Source organism: Yersinia aldovae 670-83 (assembly GCF_000834395.1).
In the GTDB taxonomy this organism is placed as follows: domain Bacteria; phylum Pseudomonadota; class Gammaproteobacteria; order Enterobacterales; family Enterobacteriaceae; genus Yersinia; species Yersinia aldovae.
The window spans coordinates 4009549-4030117 of sequence record NZ_CP009781.1 but is presented as its reverse complement, the minus strand read 5'-3'; the positions used below and the strand labels follow the sequence as shown (position 1 = coordinate 4030117).

Here is a 20569-nt window from a genome sequence, read left to right as displayed (position 1 = left end):
TCACTCTAGCCACAAAGTGACGTGACGCGAAACAACAATAAAGCTCAGCCACGGGTGAATAAACTGATGATGACGCCCAGGTATTTTGGGCGTCATTAGCTAAAGATATTTACTTAGCATCTTTGCCGTATTGTGGTGAACGTGGGCCATACAATAACCCGTTAGGCGTTCCTGCGGACAGCATCCGGGTACTGGTAATACCGGCAATATCATGGCTTTTATCCGCAATGGTATTGCTAATCTGCGTCACCGCTGCCTGTACCAGCAAACCAATGATACCGCCAGATGAATTATCCCCTTCATTGCTGGAAGCGGTCGCACTGCCACTCCACAACAATTTGCCTGTTTTTAGATCGATCAGTTTGGCATTAGCTGTGACGCGGGTGTCGCTGGCGATCACCTGATAAGACGTCCCATATTGCACCACAGTGATGTACAGCGCCGCATCAGCACCAAAAATCTTGTGCAGCTTCGCGGGGCTAACAGCACTGATGTCGCCTGCATGAGTCATTCCATTTTGTTTGAATGTTTCCTCAACAACCGCAACGGGCAGCACATAATAACCGGCTTCAGATAACGGATAAGTCACCTGCGACAACATGCCGTGACTGGCTTCAACCTCAGGTGATTGGTTCTCTGGCAGCAGCACCAAAATACTTTTAGGTTTGCTCTGCTTAAAGGCAGAATAGTCCTGAATTGGCTTGGCACACCCGGTCAGTAGTAGCGCCATCATAACCGCGCATAACGCAAAAAGAGATTTCATTTAAATGCCCCTTTATCCTTGCTCATGAGAAAATCCATAAACGGCGCAGACTCAGGGAAGGCCGCTTTCTCCCGATTAAACTCAGCTATTGCCAGGTCTGGGTGGGCAGTATTGGCATACAACATCCCCAAATGGGCATGTAAGCCCGGAGGCACCGGTATACCTTTAGCGCGAGACTTCTCAATATTCTCTTTTAAGGCAGCAATTTGCTGCTCAGGGCTGGCATCAGATTTATAGTATTCATAAATCGTTGATTGGTAGTTATCCCAGTTATAAATAGGCTTCGGCGCGGTAGCGCAACCGGCTAAAACAGCAGCAGCCAGCAACAAAGACAATTTGGGTATTAATTTCATATTTCGGTATCCATACACATTATAGTTAGCGTTATTTCGCAGGCTGCCAGGCACCCGATTCAATGCCAGCGACCAAGTTATTTACGGCTTCACGTATGGCTAAATCCAATACTTTGCCATTCAGCGTTGAGTCATAACTGGCAGTGCCACCAAAACCGATCACTTCACGGTTAGAAAGTGCATATTCACCCGCACCTTGTGAAGAGAACACCACTTCAGAGGTTTTCACATTGACGATATTCAGATTAACCTTAGCGTAAGCAACCTGAGATTTACCGCGACCTAAGATGCCCCATAGTTGGCGGTCACCCACTTCTTTGCGGCCAAACTCAGTCACATCCCCGGTCACCACATACGTTGCACCTTTTAGCTGCTGGCTCTGGCCTGAAATTGCGGCTTCTGTTTTCAGCTCTTCCATATTGGTGCGTTCTAATACATTAAAACGACCCGTTTGCTGTAAATGTGTCACCAGAATAGTTTTTGACTGGCTCCCCAACCGATCTACACCATCAGAGAATAATCCGCTCATATAACTTGAACGATTATCAAATTTACCCACAGAAATAGGGCTGCGAGGACCACTATATTGCGTGCCGTAGGAAGCAACTTTAGCAACATCTAGCGTTCGCGATGATTCCGTAGCACAACCACTCAATAATAATGTGACTATAAATGTAGAACTCAATAGTATTCTTTTCATCATTGACAGAAATTCCTCAATAAAAAACTAAAAATCACAATTAAATAAGATGAATGTTTTTAAATTTAGCTTAAACACAACAAACATCTCTTTTCAGATATAAAAATAGATAGTAACTACACGTCACTATTAGCGACGACGGTAATTTTTATCTTTTATTTGAAAGGGTTTTGGTTACGGAATAATAACAGATCTGCATTCTATTTAGAATTTTTTACTACAATGGTTTCATGAGCGTTTAGATTAATCATAGGAAAATTATTTTTATTTAAAGTAAATTATTTATCATTGTACTTTATATAACCCTCTGACTGTGGATAAATCGTATGGGGCCATGTTATATGCTCAATACATTTCGATAGCATCCTCTGGATGTTTTTTCTACAATTAACAGGGTAAATCACACGCCAATATTCTACCACATGGGTAAATCAACACACTAAATAAGTCACCTGATTTGGATAAATACCAGTACAATGCCGCAACTTATCGTATTTCCCCCACAGGAGTGAGCGCCGTGTTCAGTTATCCAGCCAGTTATACTTTTGATGAAACCAGCGGAGAATACCATATCCACTACCGCGATTTCCCTGAATTGGAATCGGTGACCTACTCCTCCGAAGACATTGAGCTGGAAGCGCAGGATGGCATTAAAAACGGTATCGCCGCTGAGATGGAAGAACGTCGCCCCGTTCCGGCTCCATCAGCACTGCAACCCGAGGATATCGCCGTCCATGTACCTATTCTGGTGCGCCTGAAAGCCGAACTGCATAATGCCATGTTAAGCACTGACACCCGTAAAGCTGATATGGCACGAAAACTTGGCTTGAACGCAGCGCAAATGGATCGCCTGCTGGATATTTTCTACGCATCTAAAGTTGAAGCATTGGAACAAGCCCTGTATTTACTGGGTTTAGAGGCTGATGTGACCGTACGGAAAATCGGCTGACTTGGTGGGTATCCGCGAGGTTGGCATAAAAATTAGCCAATAGAGTAACAAATTGTTATTTGGCGATAATTTAAAAAAACGTTAATAACGTCACACTTCAATATATTGGCTAACATTATTTACAGTTTCTGTATGAAATTGTGATCTGATGCATAAAATTACAGTATTGAAATCTCTACTCCATTGGGATTACATTAGCGCGATCCCGCAGTAGCCCATCACCGGGTTGGATCGACATTTCGGATGTATCTCAGATTGATAGCGAGCTGGTTATGGTGAAATAGCAGCAATTGATTAAAGAGTCATTCATTCACATTTGATACTCAGCACAGCAATTTGGATTGTTACTGGCGAAGTAGCTCCAGGGGGAGTTGTTCAGTGAAATATTTCTTTATGGGTATCTCGATTATGTTGGTGGTTTGGGTTGGCACCTTCATGATAATGGTCGAGTAATAATGATTCAAATCATCGGCCACCTGACATAGTAGAAAGGGCGCATTCGCGCCCTTTAACGTTTTATGCGAGCAGATTATTTACCTGGCATCATTCTACGTAAGGTATCATCGCGGCGAATATAGTGATGATAAAGCGCCGCCACCCCATGTATTCCAATCACGAAATAACCTAAATTGGCAATTAGCTCATGTGTCTGTTTCAGATAAGAGCGCGCTTCATCATTCGGTGTCACCCACAGCGGCACCTGCCATCCCAGCAAGAACCAGGTCTTCCCACCATAAGCTTGCGCTAAAAAACCCAGTACCGGCAGCGATAAAAACATAAGATATAAACCCCAATGCAGAATCTGAGCGCTAAACAGGTGCCAGTCAGGTAATTTTGGTGTGATCCGCGGAATAGGGTTGCGATGACGTAGCCAAAGCCTCGCCAGCATCAATATCCAGACCGAAATGCCAAAATTAAAATGCAGATTTTTCACTAATGCTCGATCTTCATCCGGCACAGAATCACTGAGTAACATTGCTGAATAGGTCAAAACAATCATTAGTAATGTTAACCAATGCAGGGTTATTTGAGATAAGGAATAGTGATTTTTCATGGCCGTGCTCCGCATAAGTCACACATAATAAGTCAGTATGGTGCAAACAGATGAAGAGAACATTAAGCGCGGGCGAATAACAGGTGAAGAAGAAGTATTCTGTTCTGACCGGCACCTTAAGTCACCGGCCAGAATATATCCGTCATACTTCAAACTACATAGGTGCTGACGACACTCACTTACCCGATGTCAGCAAGCCATCAGCGCGGAACATATTTTTAATTCCGCGCACTGCCTGACGAATGCGATCCTGATTCTCAATCAGAGCAAAGCGCACATGGGTATCACCATAATCACCAAATCCAATCCCCGGTGAGACGCAGACTTTCGCCTCAGCCAGCAGGCGTTTAGCAAATTCGAGCGAACCTAGATGCGCATAAGGTTGTGGAATTTTAGCCCAAACATACATTGAGGCTTTTGGGTTTTCAACCATCCAGCCCGCCTCATGCAAACCGCGCACCAATGCATTGCGCCGCTGCCGATATTGCTCAGCGATATCACGGACACACTGTTGGTCGCCTTCCAGTGCAGCAATGGCAGCGACCTGCAATGGAGTAAATGTGCCGTAGTCGTGATAACTTTTGATCCGCGCCAGTGCATTGACCAGTTCCGGATTACCGACCATAAACCCAATACGCCAGCCCGCCATATTGTAACTTTTCGATAAAGTGAAAAACTCCACCGCGATATCTTTCGCCCCCGGCACCTGCATGATTGACGGTGCTTTCCAGCCATCATAAACGATATCGGCATAGGCCAGATCATGCACTACCAGCACGTCATACTGTTTTGCCAGTGCCACTACACGCTCGAAAAAGTCCAGCTCTACACATTGTGCCGTCGGGTTGGAGGGGAATCCGAGGATCATCATTTTCGGCTTAGGGATGGTTTCACGAATAGCCCGTTCCAACTCACCAAAGAAATCAATACCTTCAGTTAGCGGCACGGATCGCACCTGTGCCCCGGCAATCACCGCACCATAAATATGAATCGGATAACTCGGGTTCGGCACCAGTACGGTATCGCCGTGATCCAGGGTTGCCAGCATCAGGTGGGCCAGCCCCTCTTTCGAACCAATGGTGACAATGGCTTCACTTTCAGGATCGATCTCCACTTGATAGCGATCAGCATACCAGTGCGAAATCGCCCTGCGCAGGCGTGGTATCCCGCGAGAGGTTGAATAACCGTGAGTATCTTCACGTTGGGCGACGCTGCACATTTTCTCAACAATATGCGGCGGTGTTGGGCCATCCGGGTTACCCATACTGAAATCAATAATATCTTCACCCCGACGGCGTGCGGCCATCTTTAGCTCAGATGTAATGTTGAAAACATAAGGTGGAAGGCGGTCAATACGGGTAAAACGACGAGCTGGGTGTTCAGCCATAATTTCCTCGGAATACGTAAGCGCCCGGACCGTCCGAGCGACGCTGACCCGCAAAAGGTCTATTTATGAACATATCCCAGCGCCGAACCGGTGTCGAGTGGCTGATCATAATTATCTAACTCATCGGAGTTCTGCGCTATAGCGCAAACTCGCACTCAAGCAGTCCTAGCACCCAATCATCGCACCACTGCCCACCGAGCTGAAAGTTATCACGCAAAGTACCTTCCAGTTGAAAACCACAGCGCTCCAGCAGATGCCGCGACGCATCATTCCCGACGGTAACAGTGGCTTTCATTTTATGAAATTGGCATTGCTGAAAACCAAAAGCCAACACGGCCATCAATGATTCTTTGCCAAATCCTTTTCCCTGAAATGATGGCAACATGGCATATCCCACTTCAGCTTGTTGTAACGGCAGCCATTCAGGTAAAAATCCGGTAAGTCCAATGGACTGCCCGCTCTCTCTTTCCCTAATAGTTAAGCATAACCAATGAGTTGAAGTTTTCACCCAAGGCATCAGGCGGGCTTCAAAACAGCGGCGAATTTCAACCACATCCATCTTATCGGCAATATACCGCTGGACATCCGGGTCTTGGTATAGCTGTAAAAACAGTGGCCAATCCTGCTCGACAAGGCTATCTAACCGCAATCGAGGCGTCCGTAATGAAATAGGGGGACAGCTAAACATCGGAATAACTGGTGCCATTCTTCCCTCAATATGCAGCGGTTGGTGATAAATAGAAGAATTAAAATTAAAGAGGAAATTTTTACCTAACCTCATCCCTTTATTGTTCTCTATTTTAGCTAAACAATGTTCACTTCAAGATAACAAAAAACACACAAATGGTCAGCAAAGGTTCACTTTTACGACAGCCCTCAACCCTACAGCTATCGGAGAATCAGCATTATGGCTTCATTACACATAGACGATATTCCCGCAGCAATCAAAGCGGTGAAGCAACAGTTACGTCAGGAGCTGCCTGATTATCAGCAGGTTTTCCAGGCGGTGGAAAATAATATTCGCCAGCAAGTCGCGGAGATCCGCCGCAGCCTGTCGCGGGGTGAGAACCCGGTTCCGCGTATTCACGCCGATGATATTATCAATGGCAAAGTGACAGAGGAACAAAAAGCACAAATAAGACAGCGAGGCTGCTGTGCCATCCTCGGGGTATTCCCAACCGAAAAAGCGGCGGCCTGGAACCGTGAAATCGGGGATTATCTGGAGCACAATAACTTTGTTGAGCGCCTGAAAAATGCCGCTGAAGACAATTACTTCGGCACGCTGGCTGCCAGTAAACCACAGATTTACGGGATTTATTGGTCGACACCACAAGTCGAGGCTCGTCAGGATAAACGCATGAATGCGGTGCAGGTATTCTTAAATAATTTGTGGCAAACCGAGAGCAACGGCAAGCAACATTTTGATCCTAACCGCGTGGTGACTTATGCTGATCGTACCCGTCGCCGCCCACCCAAATCGTCATCACTTGGCCTGTCACCGCATGTCGATGGCGGATCGATTGAGCGCTGGTTGGATGAAAACTTCCGTCATGTCTACCGCCATGTTTTCTCCGGCGAGTGGCAGAAATATGACCCATTCGCCGCTGATGGCCGGCCAGAAGTGCGTGAGTTCCCGTCGCCGGCGGTATGTTCAATGTTCCGTACCTTCCAAGGCTGGACAGCACTGACACCACAACGCACCCATGCGGGTACGCTAAATGTCATTCCGATTGCTAATGCAATGGCTTACATCCTGCTGCGCGCCTTGCAAGATGATGTGGCTGATGATGATTTGTGCGGTGCGGCACCGGGCCGTGCGCTATCAGCCGCCGAACGGTGGCATCCTCTTTTACTCGAAGCTATTTCCCCTATTCCTGATTTGGAGGCCGGTGACACCGTGTTCTGGCACTGCGACGTAATTCATTCAGTGGAAAATGAACATAACGGTGAATTTGATAGCAACGTGATGTATATCGCCGCAGCACCGTGGTGTGAAAAAAATGCCACTTACCTGCCGTACCAGCTTGCCAGTTTTCTTGATGGCCGTTCGCCACCGGACTTTGCAGCCGATGATTTTGAAGTTAATTTTAGCGGCAAAGCGACAGTCAACAACCTGACGGCCACCGGTAAACAACAACTGGGCATGGCCGAATAATCGTATCACACCTTTCCACACTGCCGGAGCCTGCGCTGCGGCAGATATCCACGCCCGTCATCAGACAAATCGCACGGATAAAGTAGCCGCCAGCCACCATTTTCCTTATAGTTAACCGAATAAATTAGTTAGTCGCTTATTCGCGCAGGGTTCCCATTGATCCCAGCGTAAACGTCAAGGCGATCGCCAAGAGAGAATCGCGTGCACCAAATATTTGAAATGTTACTGGCGGTATTTGATCGCGCCGCCCTAATGTTAATTTGCCTGTTCTTCCTGACCCGCACCCACCTGTTCCGTCAGTTGTTGCAAAAAGAGAAGCACACGCCGCTGGAACTGGCTGCCGTGACAGCTATTTTCTCGTTGTTCGCTATTTTCGGTACCTATTCCGGGATTAACGTCGAAGGCTCTCTGGTTAACGTTCGGGTTATTGCGGTGATGTCGGGCGGGATTTTATTCGGCCCGTGGGTGGGGATTATTACCGGTATTATTGCTGGTTCCCACCGTTATCTTATTGATATAGATGGTATAACATCAATCCCTTGCTTAATAACCAGTATTATTGCTGGCCTGATGTCCGGTTATATCAACCTAAAAGTAAAGAAAGAGCGGCGCTGGAGTATGGGTATTCTGGCGGGCATGATTTGTGAATCACTCACCATGCTATTGGTGGTACTTTGGGCCAAACCGACAGCATTAGGCATTGATATTGTATCTAAAATCGCGATTCCAATGATTTTAGGTGCGGTTTGTATAGGGCTGATTGTGCTGCTGGTGCAAAGTGTCGAGGATGAAAAAGAAGGCATTGCGGCGCGGCAAGCAAAACTGGCGCTGGATATTGCTAATAAAACCCTGCCCTATTTTCGTAATATCAACGGCGAATCATTACGTAGCGTGTGTGAGATTATTTGCAACGATATTAAAGCTGACGCCGTCTCCATCACCAATACACAAAATATTCTGGCTTACGTTGGTGTCGGCGTTGAAAAGTATAATATCGGTCATGAAATCATCAGTGATATCACCAAAAAGAGTATTCAGCGTGGTAAAATAACCATTCGTAACAACGATGAAATGAATCGCACCCCGCAGATTCATTCGATGATCATTATCCCATTATGGGAGAAAGGTGAAGTAACCGGCTCGCTAAAAATCTATTACTGCCATGCCCATAAAATCACTTATTCTTTGAAAGTGATGGCTGTGGGGCTATCGCAAATAATTTCAACGCAAATGGAAGTCTCGCGCATTGAACAATTGCGTGAAATGGCCAATAAAGCGGAGATGCGGGCGCTGCAAAGCAAAATAAATCCACATTTTCTGTTTAATGCCTTAAATGCTATCTCGTCATCAATTCGCATTAATCCAGATACCGCACGTCAGTTAATTATTAATTTATCGCGCTATTTACGCTACAACTTGGAATTGAATGATGAGCAGATTGATATTCGTAAAGAGCTACATCAGATTCAGGACTATATCGCCATTGAGCAGGCCCGTTTTGGCAGCAAGTTGACCGTGATTTACGATATTGACGACGATATCTCGCTGAAGATCCCCAGTCTGCTGATTCAGCCCTTGGTGGAAAACGCTATCGTACACGGTATTCAGCCCTGCCGCGGTAAAGGTGTCGTGGTGATTGCGGTGAAAGACCACGACGATCAAATAAAAATTTCGGTAAAAGACACGGGTAATGGAATTAATCAGGAGACCATAGATAGCGTGGCAAATAATGAGATGCCGGGCAATAAGATCGGTTTACTGAATGTTCATCACCGGGTGCAATTATTATATGGTACGGGCTTACAGATACGTCGTATGGAACCCGGAACTGAGATCTCTTTTTATATCAGTAAAAATGGTGGCAAGCTCCATGCAGAACCCCGTATTTCAGCCGGAGTTTAATCCGTGAAAGTAATTATTGTTGAAGATGAGTTTCTGGCTCAGGAAGAGCTAAGTTACCTTATTCGCCAGCACAGCGGCATGACGATTGAAGCCACTTTTGAAGATGGGTTGGATGTCCTTAAATATCTGCAAAACCATCAGGTCGATGCTATCTTCCTCGATATCAATATCCCTTCGCTGGATGGTGTATTGTTAGCGCAGAACATCAGTAAATTCACCCATAAACCTTATATTATCTTTATCACTGCTTACAAAGAGCACGCGGTCGAAGCTTTTGAAATTGAAGCATTTGACTATATTTTGAAGCCTTATCACGAATCACGTATCGTCACCATGTTACAAAAACTGGAAGCACTGCATCGGCGTGACAACCAGAAGGGTGAAGCGAATAATAACGCCAGCCACCGTCCTGCCGCCCATACCATCAATTTGATGAAAGATGAGCGTATTATCGTAACGGATATCAATGATATTTATTATGCCGCAGCACAAGAAAAAGTGACGTTGGTCTATACCCGGCGAGCCGAATTTATCATGCCGATGAATATTACCGAGTTTTGTAGCCGCTTACCGGATGAATACTTTTTCCGCTGCCACCGCTCCTATTGTGTCAACTTATCCAAAATCCGTGAAATCGTGCCGTGGTTTAACAACACCTATATTTTACGGCTCAGCGATTTGGATTTTGAAGTCCCCGTCAGTCGTAGCAAGATAAAAGAGTTCAGGCAGTTGATGCGCCTTTAGAGGCATTTCATTCCTGCTGCAATGCAGCTCATTCCCGTTTTGATCTATCCTGGTTAGCCCGCCCGTATACTGGTTTCATTGGGCGGGCTGATAACACGTCACAGCAATATCTCCGGTGATTTATCAGCACGTAATTTTTAGGCATCCGACGCTATTGCCATCAATAGCCATTATTCGGGCCACATTGTGTTGATGTTTAAGGAGTCCGGCATGAGCAGTAAACCGGTTAATCGTTGGCTAATTGTTGTGGGTACCATCATTGTTCAGATGGGATTGGGCACTATCTATACTTGGAGCCTATTTAACCAACCTCTGGGGGAGCAATTCGGTTGGTCACTCGGGGCCGTTGCGACCACGTTTTCCATCACCAGCTTCTCTTTGGCCTTCGCCACCTTATTTGCCGGCCGCCTGCAAGAGCGTATTGGTATCCGCAAACTGACGCTGATTTCTGGCATCATTCTTGGCTTGGGGCTGATTGCCAGCGCCTTTGCCACCTCACTAGGCATGATTTATCTGTTGGCCGGTTTTGTGGTTGGTTTTGCTGATGGCACAGCCTATATCACCACGTTGTCGAATCTCATTAAATGGTTCCCGGAACGTAAGGGGCTGATTTCTGGTATTTCTGTCGGGGCATTTGGTACTGGCAGCCTGTTATTCAAATATGTGAATACCAGTTTGATTGCCAATCAGGGCGTATCGCTGGCGTTTTTCTATTGGGGCCTTATCGTGATGGCTCTGGTGGGAGCCGGTTCATTCCTGTTACGGGAAAAAGTGGCCGCACCACAGGTTGCAAATAGCCTACAACCTGCCGGAGCGGGTCGTGATTTCAGTGTCAAAGAGATGTTGGCAGTGAAAGAGTCCTACTTCCTGTTTATGATCTTCTTCACCGCATGTATGGGTGGTTTGTATCTGATTGGTATCGTGAAAGATTTAGGCGTAGAACTGGCTGGAATGGATCTTGCCACCGCAGCCAATACCGTTTCCGCTATTGCTATCTTCAACACCGCCGGGCGTATCATCCTTGGCGCGCTGTCTGATAAAGTGGGCCGCCTGCGCGTAATCAGCTTTACCTTGCTGGTCACCACGTTAGCGGTATCAGTATTGATCTTTGTGCCGCTGACTCACGCGCTATTCTTCTTGTGTGTCGGTGCCATTGCCTTCTGTTTTGGTGGCAATATCACCGTGTTCCCAGCGATTGTTGGCGATTTCTTTGGGTTAAAAAATCACAGTAAGAACTACGGTGTTATCTATCAGGGATTCGGCCTGGGCGCGCTGGCAGGGTCGTTTATCGCCGCACGCTTGGGCGGGTATCACGCCACCTTTATCGTCATCACCGTGCTGTCAGTGCTTTCTCTACTTCTGACCTTTATCATCAAACCACCAAAAGATGCTGCTACTGAGGCTGAAAACACACCAACTGCTGCGGCGGGAGTGACGGCTAATAGCCATGCGTAATGGGTGATTTTATTAAGTCAAAAAGCAGAGCCTTGGCTCTGCTTTCTTGTTTCTCCCGTTGCGAACAAAAAGCTTATAATTCATGCCCTAGCTTTTGACGCAAGTAGGCTCCTGCACCCAGTAACCCTGGTTGCTGATGAGTGATCATATAGACCGGAATATCTTGCAGGAAATCTTTGAAACGACCTTTATCTTCAAAAGCACTACGGAAACCCGATGCTTTAAAGAATTCCATAAAGCGAGGCACGATGCCGCCTGCGATATAAACACCGCCGAACGTGCTGAGATTAAGCGCTAAATTGCCACCAAAACGCCCCATAATAACGCAAAATAGCGATAAAGCGCGGCGGCAATCAGTACAATTATCCGCCAATGCGCGTTCGGTAATATCTTTCGGTGCCAGATTCTCCGGCAGCCGCTCATCAGAAATCACGATCGCACGATATAAATTCACCAGCCCCGGCCCGGATAACACCCGCTCAGCCGAGACATGCCCTAACTCTTTACGCAGCACCGCCAGAATTCGGTCTTCCTCTTCACTGTTTGGCGCAAAATCAACATGCCCACCCTCTCCCGGCAAACTTATCCAACGACGCGCCACATTGACTAAATGGGCCACTCCCAGCCCAGTACCAGCGCCGTATACCGCCACCGGTTTGCCCGGTTTAGGTTCAGTGCCACCAAATTGCAGAACGTCGTGCGCCGACAACACCGGAATAGCCATCGATACCGCAGTGAAGTCGTTGATCACTTCCAGATGATTCAGCCCCAAACTTTGCTGCATGGCCGCAATAGAAAATGCCCAGCTATGGTTAGTCATCGCCACCCAATCCCCGGTAATCGGGCAGGCAATAGCAATACAGGCATCCGCAACATTAACCGAGTGCTCAGACAGATATTGCTTGATTACATCTTCCAGTGTGTCGTATTCCAATCCTGAATATGTCTTTGCTTGTGATATTTCGCCCGTTGCTACAGCGCAAAGCGCTAAACGGGCATTCGTGCCACCAACGTCGCCCACCAGGGCATAGGTCGTCATCAGAAACTTCTCCATTACAGCGATACTTAACGTCAACGATATCCACTGTAAAATCACACCAGAGAAACAACAATCCCAATGCACTAAACCCTTTCGCTTTGTGAAGACAGTCACATAAAAACGTTTCAGCCGCGCTGTTCTCTGCGGCTAAAGGTGAATAACCGGTAAATACTTAGCGTGAACTGCGCCCGTTTTCAGATACAGGTTTCAGTGCCGCAGGCTGACGAGCAAGAATAATTCGCATACGCAGGCTGTCATAGGCCCAGTTATAAAGCATGGTATAGGGTAGGAAGAACAGGAAGAAACCAATCTCTAACATAAATGCTTGTAACAACGAAATACCCAAGGCCAATGCCGCGATGGGTAAACCAATCAGAATAAACCCGCCTTCAAAACCTAACGCATGAAATACCCGCACCCGCAATGTTTTCGCGACCCGACTGACGGGCCAGAAGCGGTCGAACAGGCTGTTGTATACAATATTCCACAACATCGCCACCGAAGAGAGGATCACCGCCAAAGTCCCCATTTGCAGCATTGAACGATCCAGCAGCCATGCGCCAACAGGCGCACAAATAGCGACAGCAATGGCTTCAAAACCAATAGCATGGATAACTCGCTCAAAGAAAGATCTGTGATGAACTTGCATAAAACACCCACTTAAATTAACTGATAACAGATTGTCGAAGGTGATTATCATCGCTTTTTAAGATAGATTAAAAATAGAACCCATCGATTAAATAGATACATCATGCATTATTCCCCTGAAGCATTGGTCGCATTTGTCGAATCTGCCGCACTTGGCTCTTTTTCAGCGGCAGCTCGCAAACTGCGTAAAAGTCAGTCAACTATCAGTACGGCTATTGCCAATCTGGAAGCAGACCTTGGTTTGACGCTGTTTGACCGGCAGGCCCGTCAACCGGTGTTAACCGATAACGGCCGCCGGGTGCTGGCTCATGTGCAAGAGATATTGGCTGCCAGCGAGCGTTTGGATAATCTCTCCATCCGTCTGGCCGGCCAGGTTGAAACGCGGCTGACGTTTGTATTGTCCGATACTTATCAGCCGACACACCATGAAAGCCTGCTGCGTCGTTTTGAACAACGATACCCGGATATCGAATTTGAATGCCTGATCGCCGAAGATAATGATGTTATCGACCTTTTACAGCTTCGGCGCGCCAATATCGGCGTGGTGGAAGTCCAACATCACTATCCGCCTGATATTGCGGCCAGCCGTTTACCGGCGCAGACTGAAATGGCGATATTCGTATTGCGTCATCACCCGCTGACAAGTTTGCCACGAGTACACGCCGAGCAACTGGCAACCACCCGACAACTGTGCCTGAATACCTATAACCGAACTGAGCGTAATCAATCAAGAGGCCTTATCTGGTCTGCGCCGAGCTACTTAATGTTGCTGGAAATGGCAGAGCAAGGTTTTGGTTGGGCTATTTTGCCTCGCTGGTTGGTAGAACAGTTCGGGCATCAAAAATTGGTCGCACTGCCAGTATTGGATTGGCCGAGAATGATTTCGATTGATGCCGTTTGGTCGAAAAAAAGCCCGCCGGGGCCGGCAGGCTATTGGCTGTTGGATCAATTGACCGATGGAAATAACAATATCAGCTAAATTTAGATTGCTGCATTGCGTGCCTGAATCGATTTTGCCACATTAGCCAATAACTCAGGGACATCCATTGGCGGCAGCACCACCTCGATAAAGGCCAGTTGATCACACTCTTCAAGCTGTTCCAGTACTTGTTGCAGTTGATCAACCTCAGTGACGCTGCGTGTTAAGATAGCGTTCCTCATGCCGAATACCCGCGGTATTTGGCTCCAATCCCATACGGCAATATCGTTATAAGGCTGCTGTGGCCCATGAATAGCCCGTTCTACCGTATAGCCTTGATTATTCAATAGGAAAATCACCGGTTTTAACCCATCGCGCAACAAAGACCCCAGTTCTTGTATCGTCAGTTGAGCAGCACCGTCACCCACGATCAATATGACCCGTCGTTCAGGCAACGCGGCCTGTACACCATAGGCCGCAGGCAAACTAAAACCAATAGAACCCCATAAAGACTGGCTAATAAAGATACAATCAGCAGGTAAACTTAATGTTGCTGCCCCAAAGCTTGAAGTCCCCTGATCAGTAATAACAATATCGCCTGCACGCAGAAAATGCTGAATGTGATACCAAAATGCGTGCTGATTAAGCGGATTATCAGGCAAGGATACGGGCAGGAGGCGCGTGACCCGCGGTTGTTGCCATTCGCTTTGCAAGGTTTTACCTAGCTGATGCAAGGCGCTAACCGCTGTCGCCATTGGGATCTGACTGAAAATAGTGTTCCCAATCCGCACCTGCTCCGGTTGAATATCAATACCTTTATCCCGAAGAATATTCTGGCTGAATCCTGCGGTAATGGTATCAACAAACCATACCCCGACGGTGATTAGAACATCAGCTTCCTCAATATATTCTTTGACGAACGCATCACTGGCAGCCCCCGCGTAAGTACCGATAAACATTGGATGTGTCTCATCTAATAATCCTTTTCCCATCATCAGTGTCGAATGCGGAATATCCACCTCCGCCAGTAACAGTTGCAAGGGTTGTTGTGCGCCAAACCTGCTAGCAAGAAAATCGGCCAATAGCGCAACTCGATGAGCTGATTGTAATTTTACTCGCGCAGCCTCGATAAACGCCTGAAGTGATGTTAGTGACAGCATGGGTTGAGCAAGCGCCAGCACACCCGATGGAGCAGATACCGCAGCCTCAGCGACATCACTGGGGAGTTGCAGATAAACAGGCCGACGCTGACTCAACGCCGCCACCAGTAAGCGGTCAATCTCCGCCGCTGCATTATCTGCGGTTAAGCTGGTTTGCGCGCAGGTGACTTCTTTTGCCATACGCGAAAAATGACTGAAATCACCGTCGCCCAACGAATGGTGCAGTAGCTCACCGGCTTTCTGTGAGCGTAATGCTGGAGTCCCAATAATATGCACTACCGGAAGGTATTCTGCGAAGCTACCTGCAATACCATTAATCGCACTTAACTCCCCAACGCCTGCGGTGGTCAGCAAGGCTGCCGCAGGCATGACTCTGGCATAACCATCGGCGGCATAAGATGCATTAAGTTCATTAGCACACCCCATCCATTGAATAACCGGATGACTAATAACACTGTCTAAAAACTGGAGGTTGAAATCGCCCGGAACACCAAATAAATGGCGAATGCCCACCTGCGCCAAGCGATCCAGTAGGTAATCTGCCACTTTGTAGCTGCCGCTCATCATTACACCAGCCTTAATTAGGGTTATATTTCATTAAGTATTGAACAGTTAATCAATATATCTAATGTTTTATAAATATCTAATTGGCTAATATTGTCACTATTTCCTGACGCGTACGTTGGTTCCATAAACCGTGCGCTAATTTAGGGGGATAATACTGTGATCCCGCTGTCTTGCATCGAGAGTGAAAACGCATACAGTAGAAGCGTTATTGACACTCGCCAATAAGGGTCATCATGGTCTATCAAGCATCGCCCTCCCGCTATCAAGAGATGGAATATCATCGTTGTGGTCGCAGTGGATTAAAACTTCCAGCTATCTCACTGGGCCTCTGGCACAACTTTGGTGACAGCACACTGTATGAAAACAGCCGTAACCTGATTCACCGTGCGTTCGATCATGGCATCACCCATTTTGATTTAGCCAATAACTATGGCCCCCCTCCCGGCGCTGCCGAGTTGAATTTTGGCCGAATTCTGCAACAAGACCTGCGCCCCTATCGTGATGAACTGATAATTTCTTCGAAAGCAGGCTATACCATGTGGCCCGGCCCTTATGGTGATTGGGGTTCGAAAAAGTATTTGGTTGCCAGCCTCAATCAAAGCCTGCAACGGCTGGGGCTGGATTATGTCGACATTTTCTACCATCATCGCCCCGACCCTCATACCCCGCTGGAGGAAACGATGGCGGCGTTGGATCTGTTGGTACGTCAGGGCAAAGCGCTCTATATCGGCTTATCGAATTACCCGGCAGAGCAGGCACAGCAAGCATGTGAAATACTAAACGCCCTGGGTACGCCCTGCTTGATTCATCAACCTAAATACTCAATGTTTGAACGCTGGATTGAAACAGAGCTGCAAGATACGCTGGATCAATATGGGGTGGGTTCGATTGCCTTTTCACCTCTGGCGGGCGGTTTATTGACCGATCGCTATCTGGCGGGAATTCCACAGGATTCACGCGCCGCCAGTGACAGTAAATTCCTTAATCCAGAACAACTTACCGTAGAGAAATTGCGTAAAGTACGGCAACTGAATGAACTGGCACGAAAGCGTGGGCAAAAGCTGTCACAAATGTCTCTGGCTTGGGTATTACGCGGCGGGCGAGTGACATCAGCCCTGATTGGGGCCAGTAAAATCAGCCAAATTGATGATGCTGTTGGCATGTTAGCCAAGACTGATTTCAGTGATGAAGAAATCAAGATTATCGAAAATATCTTGTTATAATTCATTTTATTACCACCAACAAGGGTACACAAAGTACCCTTGTTGGGTTTAATCACTGAAACGGATAAATCCTAATTAACTATTTTACAGTTTTATCCTAGCCTCAATTGCTCACCCACTGTTTAAGATAACACCATAGCCAATAATGACTGGGTAAGGATAAATCATGTTAAAAGTGGGTGATTTTACGCCGAGAATCGGTGTTTTTAAACCAATAGCATTAAAACCCCTATTATTGGTAACGATATTAGCCTGGTTACCCCTCATCCCAATGGCTAATGCTGAAAGTATTGAGTTATTACCCAGCGTTTCATTACAAATTGGTGAACAAGACAGGGGAGGAAATTATTGGGATGGCTATGACTGGCGTGACCGCCAATGGTGGCAGAACCATCAAGGGCGGGATTTAGGCGACCGCAACCGTCATGGACATTACTGGGATGGCCACCGCTGGCAAGGCAAGAATTGGTGGAAAAAGAACTACTATTACCGTGAAGGACGTTACTGGAAATACGATAAGCACGATAACCGATATGGTGATAAGCATAAGCACGGAAAAGGACATGGGCACGGCCATCACGATGACTAACTAACTATAGACAGGGCGGATAGCTTATGGGGTATCCGCCTGACAGGCGCTCGATTAAAGCAGGCTAATCAAGAGATAAGCATTCAATCCGATCACCACCACCACGATCAGTTTCCCCAACCCCTGAATCAGTTTCGAGTTAACCATATCCCCCATCAATTCTTTATTGCCGGTGAAGACCAGCAGTGGCACCAAAGCCAGTGCAATCCCAAAACTCAGTAGTACCTGACTCATCACCAATATTCGCGTCGCATCCATCCCCATCAGAATAACGACAAAGGAAGGCAACATCGTTATTGTACGACGTACCCAAATGGGGATATAAAAGCGCACAAAACCTTGCATCACAACCTGCCCTGCCAGGGTACCTACCACCGTAGATGACAACCCTGCGGCCACCAGACTCAAACCAAAAATAGTCGCTGCTGAATTACCCAGTAACGGTTGCAGTGTCAGATAAGCCTGCTCAATTTCTGCAATACTGCCATAACCGTTGAAGTGAAAAGCCGCCGCTGCCGTTGCCATCATTGCCAGATTAACAAACCCGGCAATCGTCATGGCTATCGCCACATCCAGTTTGGTTGAGGCATAACGATCTGCTTTAGAGTTTTCATTTGCTGTTTGCGTTAACGACGAATGCAGGTAAATAACGTGCGGCATAATGGTGGCCCCCAGCACCCCTGCGGCTAAGAATACCGCATCACTGTTTGGTAAATCGGGGATAAGCATCCCGCGGCCCAACGCGGCAATTTCGGGCCGAGAGAACACCAATTCGACAATATAAGCCGCCGCGACAAACAGTAACAGGCCACCAATAACCAGTTCGAGCGGCTTTTGCCCACGATTTTGCAGCATAAGAATGAGGAAAGTCGCAATGCCGGTCAGTATCGCGCCCTCCAAAAGAGTCACGCCCAACAGCAACTTAAAACCAATGGCGGCACCGATAAATTCAGCCAGATCGGTCGCCATCGCGATAATCTCTGCCTGTACCCAATACGCCCAAACCGCAGGACGAGGGAACCTATCACGGATGTGCTCAGCCAAATTCTTGCCCGTAGCAATGCCAAGTTTGGCTGACAGTAGTTGGATCAACATCGCCATAAAATTGGCCCACACCACCACCCACAGCAAGGTATAGCCGAATGAGGCCCCAGCCTGAATATTGGTGGCGAAGTTACCGGGATCAATGTAGCCAATCGCTGCGATAAAAGCAGGCCCCATCAGGGAAAGCTTTATCCTCCTTGATGTACGGGGCGTATCGACAGCACGGCTATTTAGCATATCAGTATTACCCTCGGAAAATTTATGGCTACTCTCTAGCGCTAATACTAGCTAAATGATAATAATTATCAAGCGCATTTGTAGCGATAAAACTTATCTCTCTGATAGCTTATTCCGAATAATCATTGCATAACGCATCGTAATCTTTAGACCCAATCACTACCATTATCGAAAATAACATAATTACACTACTCGAGAAGCAAATTATTAACATGTGGTTTTTTGTGATCAAGCCCGCTAATTTGTTTGCATTTATGAAAGTGACTTTCTATATTTGCTGCCTACATCTCGTTTTTAATGTACCCGTTACATAAAATGTCCACCGAAATCTAGCCTGCCTCAAATTTGGAGCACACATGTCCCATATTCTGCAGTTTGCGTTGGCCTTAGTCGTGGTGGCCATATTAGCGCTGGCGATCTGTAAAGATCGTAAGAGCATCCGCATTCGGTTTGTTATTCAATTGCTCGTTATTGAAGTGTTATTGGCGTACTTCTTCCTGCATTCGGAAGTTGGACTGGGTTTTGTGAAAGGATTCGCCGGTTTATTCGATAAATTACTCGGATTCGCCGCTACCGGTACTGATTTTGTTTTCGGCAATATGGGTGATAAAGGTCTCGCGTTCTTCTTCTTAAGAGTGCTGTGTCCTATCGTCTTTATTTCTGCTCTGATTGGCATTCTGCAATATATCAAAGTGTTACCAGTTGTCATTCGAATAATTGGTACTTTGCTGTCCAAAGTTAACGGCATGGGTAAGCTCGAATCATTCAACGCTGTCAGCTCACTGATTTTAGGCCAATCTGAAAACTTTATCGCTTATAAAGACATTTTGGGCAAAATGTCTGAGAAACGGATGTACACGATGGCTGCGACCGCCATGTCGACAGTTTCTATGTCGATCGTCGGCGCATATATGTCGATGCTGGACGCGAAATTCGTGGTTGCAGCGCTGGTACTCAACATGTTCAGTACCTTTATCGTGTTGTCGTTGATCAACCCGTATAAAGCGGAGGATGAGGAAGAGCTGCAACTGAGCAACCTACACGAAGGCCAAAGCTTCTTTGAAATGCTGGGTGAATACATCTTAGCCGGTTTCAAAGTCGCCATTATCGTTGCAGCTATGCTGATTGGTTTTATCGCATTAATTGCCGCAATGAATGCTTTGTTCAGCCTGCTGTTCGGTATTAGCTTCCAGGGTATCTTGGGTTATGTCTTCTTCCCATTTGCCTGGGTCATGGGTGTACCAACTCATGAAGCCTTGCAAGTCGGCGGTATTATGGCAACCAAACTGGTTTCTAACGAATTTGTTGCGATGATGGACTTGCAGAAAGTCGCATCAGAATTATCACCACGCAGTGTCGGTATTCTGTCCGTCTTCCTGGTTTCATTCGCTAACTTCTCGTCTATCGGTATTGTTGCCGGGGCGATTAAAGGGCTGAATGAGCATCAAGGTAACGTCGTTTCTCGCTTTGGTTTGAAACTGCTGTACGGCTCTACATTGGTCAGTGTACTGTCCGCCTCTATTGCGGGTCTGGTACTCTAAGGTCAGGCAAAAAAACGCTTAAAGAGGCGCTACGGCGCCTTTTTTTATGGCTCTGATTTGTGGATGAGTTATTTGCTGAGAGAATGTTTCTTGGCAGGTTAAAAGAGTGAAGATATCAGTAGATAATAAATAGATGGGAA

20 protein-coding genes are annotated in these 20569 nt (G+C 46.9%); 10 read left to right on the top strand and 10 right to left on the bottom strand.

The annotated features are described in order from the left end of the window. Nucleotides 1-109 precede the first annotated feature (109 nt). The 3 genes from AT01_RS18105 to AT01_RS18095 are packed head-to-tail and all read right to left on the bottom strand — an operon-like array spanning nucleotide 110 to nucleotide 1819. Nucleotides 110-763, bottom strand: coding sequence for a DUF799 domain-containing protein (locus tag AT01_RS18105; RefSeq protein WP_042548134.1), 654 nt, complete (start codon nucleotides 761-763; stop codon nucleotides 110-112). Beyond that, nucleotides 760-1116: a DUF4810 domain-containing protein gene (locus AT01_RS18100; RefSeq protein ID WP_042548133.1), complete on the bottom strand. Its 357-nt coding sequence runs from the start codon at nucleotides 1114-1116 to the stop codon at nucleotides 760-762. Before AT01_RS18100 ends, AT01_RS18105 begins: the two co-directional genes overlap by 4 nt. Nucleotides 1117-1147: 31 nt before the next feature. Continuing rightward, nucleotides 1148-1819: a CsgG/HfaB family protein gene (locus tag AT01_RS18095; protein ID WP_042548132.1), complete on the bottom strand. Its 672-nt coding sequence runs from the start codon at nucleotides 1817-1819 to the stop codon at nucleotides 1148-1150. A 514-nt stretch (nucleotides 1820-2333) separates the two neighbouring features. Here AT01_RS18095 and AT01_RS18090 point away from each other — a divergent pair. Together AT01_RS18090 and ypdK are read left to right on the top strand one after the other, a co-directional pair. Next, nucleotides 2334-2765 carry a type II toxin-antitoxin system HicB family antitoxin gene (locus tag AT01_RS18090; protein ID WP_004703838.1) on the top strand — a complete coding sequence of 144 codons (432 nt, stop codon included), beginning with the start codon at nucleotides 2334-2336 and terminating at the stop codon, nucleotides 2763-2765. A 378-nt stretch (nucleotides 2766-3143) separates the two neighbouring features. After that, nucleotides 3144-3218, top strand: a complete 75-nt coding sequence (gene ypdK / locus AT01_RS22390) for a membrane protein YpdK (protein WP_086017141.1) — start codon at nucleotides 3144-3146, stop codon at nucleotides 3216-3218. Nucleotides 3219-3294: 76 nt separating this feature from the next. Here ypdK and AT01_RS18085 read toward each other — a convergent pair whose 3' ends face one another. From AT01_RS18085 to AT01_RS18075, 3 genes are all read right to left on the bottom strand, one after another. Continuing rightward, nucleotides 3295-3819, bottom strand: coding sequence for a cytochrome b (locus tag AT01_RS18085; protein WP_042548131.1), 525 nt, complete (start codon nucleotides 3817-3819; stop codon nucleotides 3295-3297). A 175-nt stretch (nucleotides 3820-3994) separates the two neighbouring features. Continuing rightward, complete coding sequence (alaC, locus tag AT01_RS18080; RefSeq protein ID WP_042548130.1) at nucleotides 3995-5206, bottom strand: alanine transaminase; 1212 nt, start codon at nucleotides 5204-5206, stop codon at nucleotides 3995-3997. A 136-nt stretch (nucleotides 5207-5342) separates the two neighbouring features. After that, complete coding sequence (locus tag AT01_RS18075) at nucleotides 5343-5894, bottom strand: GNAT family N-acetyltransferase (RefSeq protein WP_042548705.1); 552 nt, start codon at nucleotides 5892-5894, stop codon at nucleotides 5343-5345. 219 nt (nucleotides 5895-6113) lie between these two features. Here AT01_RS18075 and AT01_RS18070 point away from each other — a divergent pair, with 219 nt between their 5' ends. From AT01_RS18070 to AT01_RS18055, 4 genes are all read left to right on the top strand, one after another. Continuing rightward, nucleotides 6114-7361: a DUF1479 domain-containing protein gene (locus AT01_RS18070; RefSeq protein ID WP_042548129.1), complete on the top strand. Its 1248-nt coding sequence runs from the start codon at nucleotides 6114-6116 to the stop codon at nucleotides 7359-7361. A gap of 201 nt (nucleotides 7362-7562) precedes the next feature. Next, nucleotides 7563-9263 (top strand): sensor histidine kinase, encoded by a 1701-nt coding sequence (locus AT01_RS18065; protein WP_042548128.1) that lies wholly within the window; start codon nucleotides 7563-7565, stop codon nucleotides 9261-9263. A gap of 3 nt (nucleotides 9264-9266) precedes the next feature. After that, nucleotides 9267-10007, top strand: a complete 741-nt coding sequence (locus AT01_RS18060; protein WP_004703845.1) for a LytR/AlgR family response regulator transcription factor — start codon at nucleotides 9267-9269, stop codon at nucleotides 10005-10007. A 210-nt stretch (nucleotides 10008-10217) separates the two neighbouring features. Further along, nucleotides 10218-11462, top strand: coding sequence for an L-lactate MFS transporter (locus AT01_RS18055; RefSeq protein ID WP_042548127.1), 1245 nt, complete (start codon nucleotides 10218-10220; stop codon nucleotides 11460-11462). 73 nt (nucleotides 11463-11535) lie between these two features. On the opposite strand, the gene glk is transcribed toward AT01_RS18055, so the two are convergent. Together glk and AT01_RS18045 are read right to left on the bottom strand one after the other, a co-directional pair. Further along, entirely contained in the window at nucleotides 11536-12501 is a 966-nt protein-coding gene (gene glk, locus AT01_RS18050) for a glucokinase (RefSeq protein WP_042548126.1), read from the bottom strand. 172 nt (nucleotides 12502-12673) lie between these two features. After that, nucleotides 12674-13150, bottom strand: a complete 477-nt coding sequence (locus AT01_RS18045) for a multidrug/biocide efflux PACE transporter (RefSeq protein ID WP_042548125.1) — start codon at nucleotides 13148-13150, stop codon at nucleotides 12674-12676. A 102-nt stretch (nucleotides 13151-13252) separates the two neighbouring features. On the opposite strand from AT01_RS18045, the gene AT01_RS18040 reads away from it, so the two are divergent. Further along, the gene (locus AT01_RS18040; protein WP_042548124.1) at nucleotides 13253-14128 is read left to right on the top strand and encodes a LysR family transcriptional regulator; all 876 of its coding nucleotides are present in this window, start codon (nucleotides 13253-13255) and stop codon (nucleotides 14126-14128) included. A 2-nt stretch (nucleotides 14129-14130) separates the two neighbouring features. On the opposite strand, the gene AT01_RS18035 is transcribed toward AT01_RS18040, so the two are convergent. Beyond that, complete coding sequence (locus AT01_RS18035; RefSeq protein WP_042548704.1) at nucleotides 14131-15792, bottom strand: alpha-keto acid decarboxylase family protein; 1662 nt, start codon at nucleotides 15790-15792, stop codon at nucleotides 14131-14133. Nucleotides 15793-16028: 236 nt separating this feature from the next. Between AT01_RS18035 and AT01_RS18030 the strand changes: the two genes are divergently transcribed. Both AT01_RS18030 and AT01_RS18025 read left to right on the top strand, forming a co-directional pair. Continuing rightward, nucleotides 16029-17018 (top strand): aldo/keto reductase, encoded by a 990-nt coding sequence (locus AT01_RS18030; RefSeq protein ID WP_042548123.1) that lies wholly within the window; start codon nucleotides 16029-16031, stop codon nucleotides 17016-17018. Between the two features lie 166 nt (nucleotides 17019-17184). Next, the gene (locus tag AT01_RS18025; RefSeq protein WP_072078103.1) at nucleotides 17185-17607 is read left to right on the top strand and encodes a DUF2502 domain-containing protein; all 423 of its coding nucleotides are present in this window, start codon (nucleotides 17185-17187) and stop codon (nucleotides 17605-17607) included. 54 nt (nucleotides 17608-17661) lie between these two features. Here AT01_RS18025 and AT01_RS18020 read toward each other — a convergent pair whose 3' ends face one another. Next, nucleotides 17662-18888 (bottom strand): Nramp family divalent metal transporter, encoded by a 1227-nt coding sequence (locus AT01_RS18020; protein ID WP_042548122.1) that lies wholly within the window; start codon nucleotides 18886-18888, stop codon nucleotides 17662-17664. A 356-nt stretch (nucleotides 18889-19244) separates the two neighbouring features. Here AT01_RS18020 and AT01_RS18015 point away from each other — a divergent pair, with 356 nt between their 5' ends. Then, nucleotides 19245-20429 carry a NupC/NupG family nucleoside CNT transporter gene (locus AT01_RS18015; protein WP_004703856.1) on the top strand — a complete coding sequence of 395 codons (1185 nt, stop codon included), beginning with the start codon at nucleotides 19245-19247 and terminating at the stop codon, nucleotides 20427-20429. The last annotated feature ends 140 nt before the right edge of the window (nucleotides 20430-20569 follow it).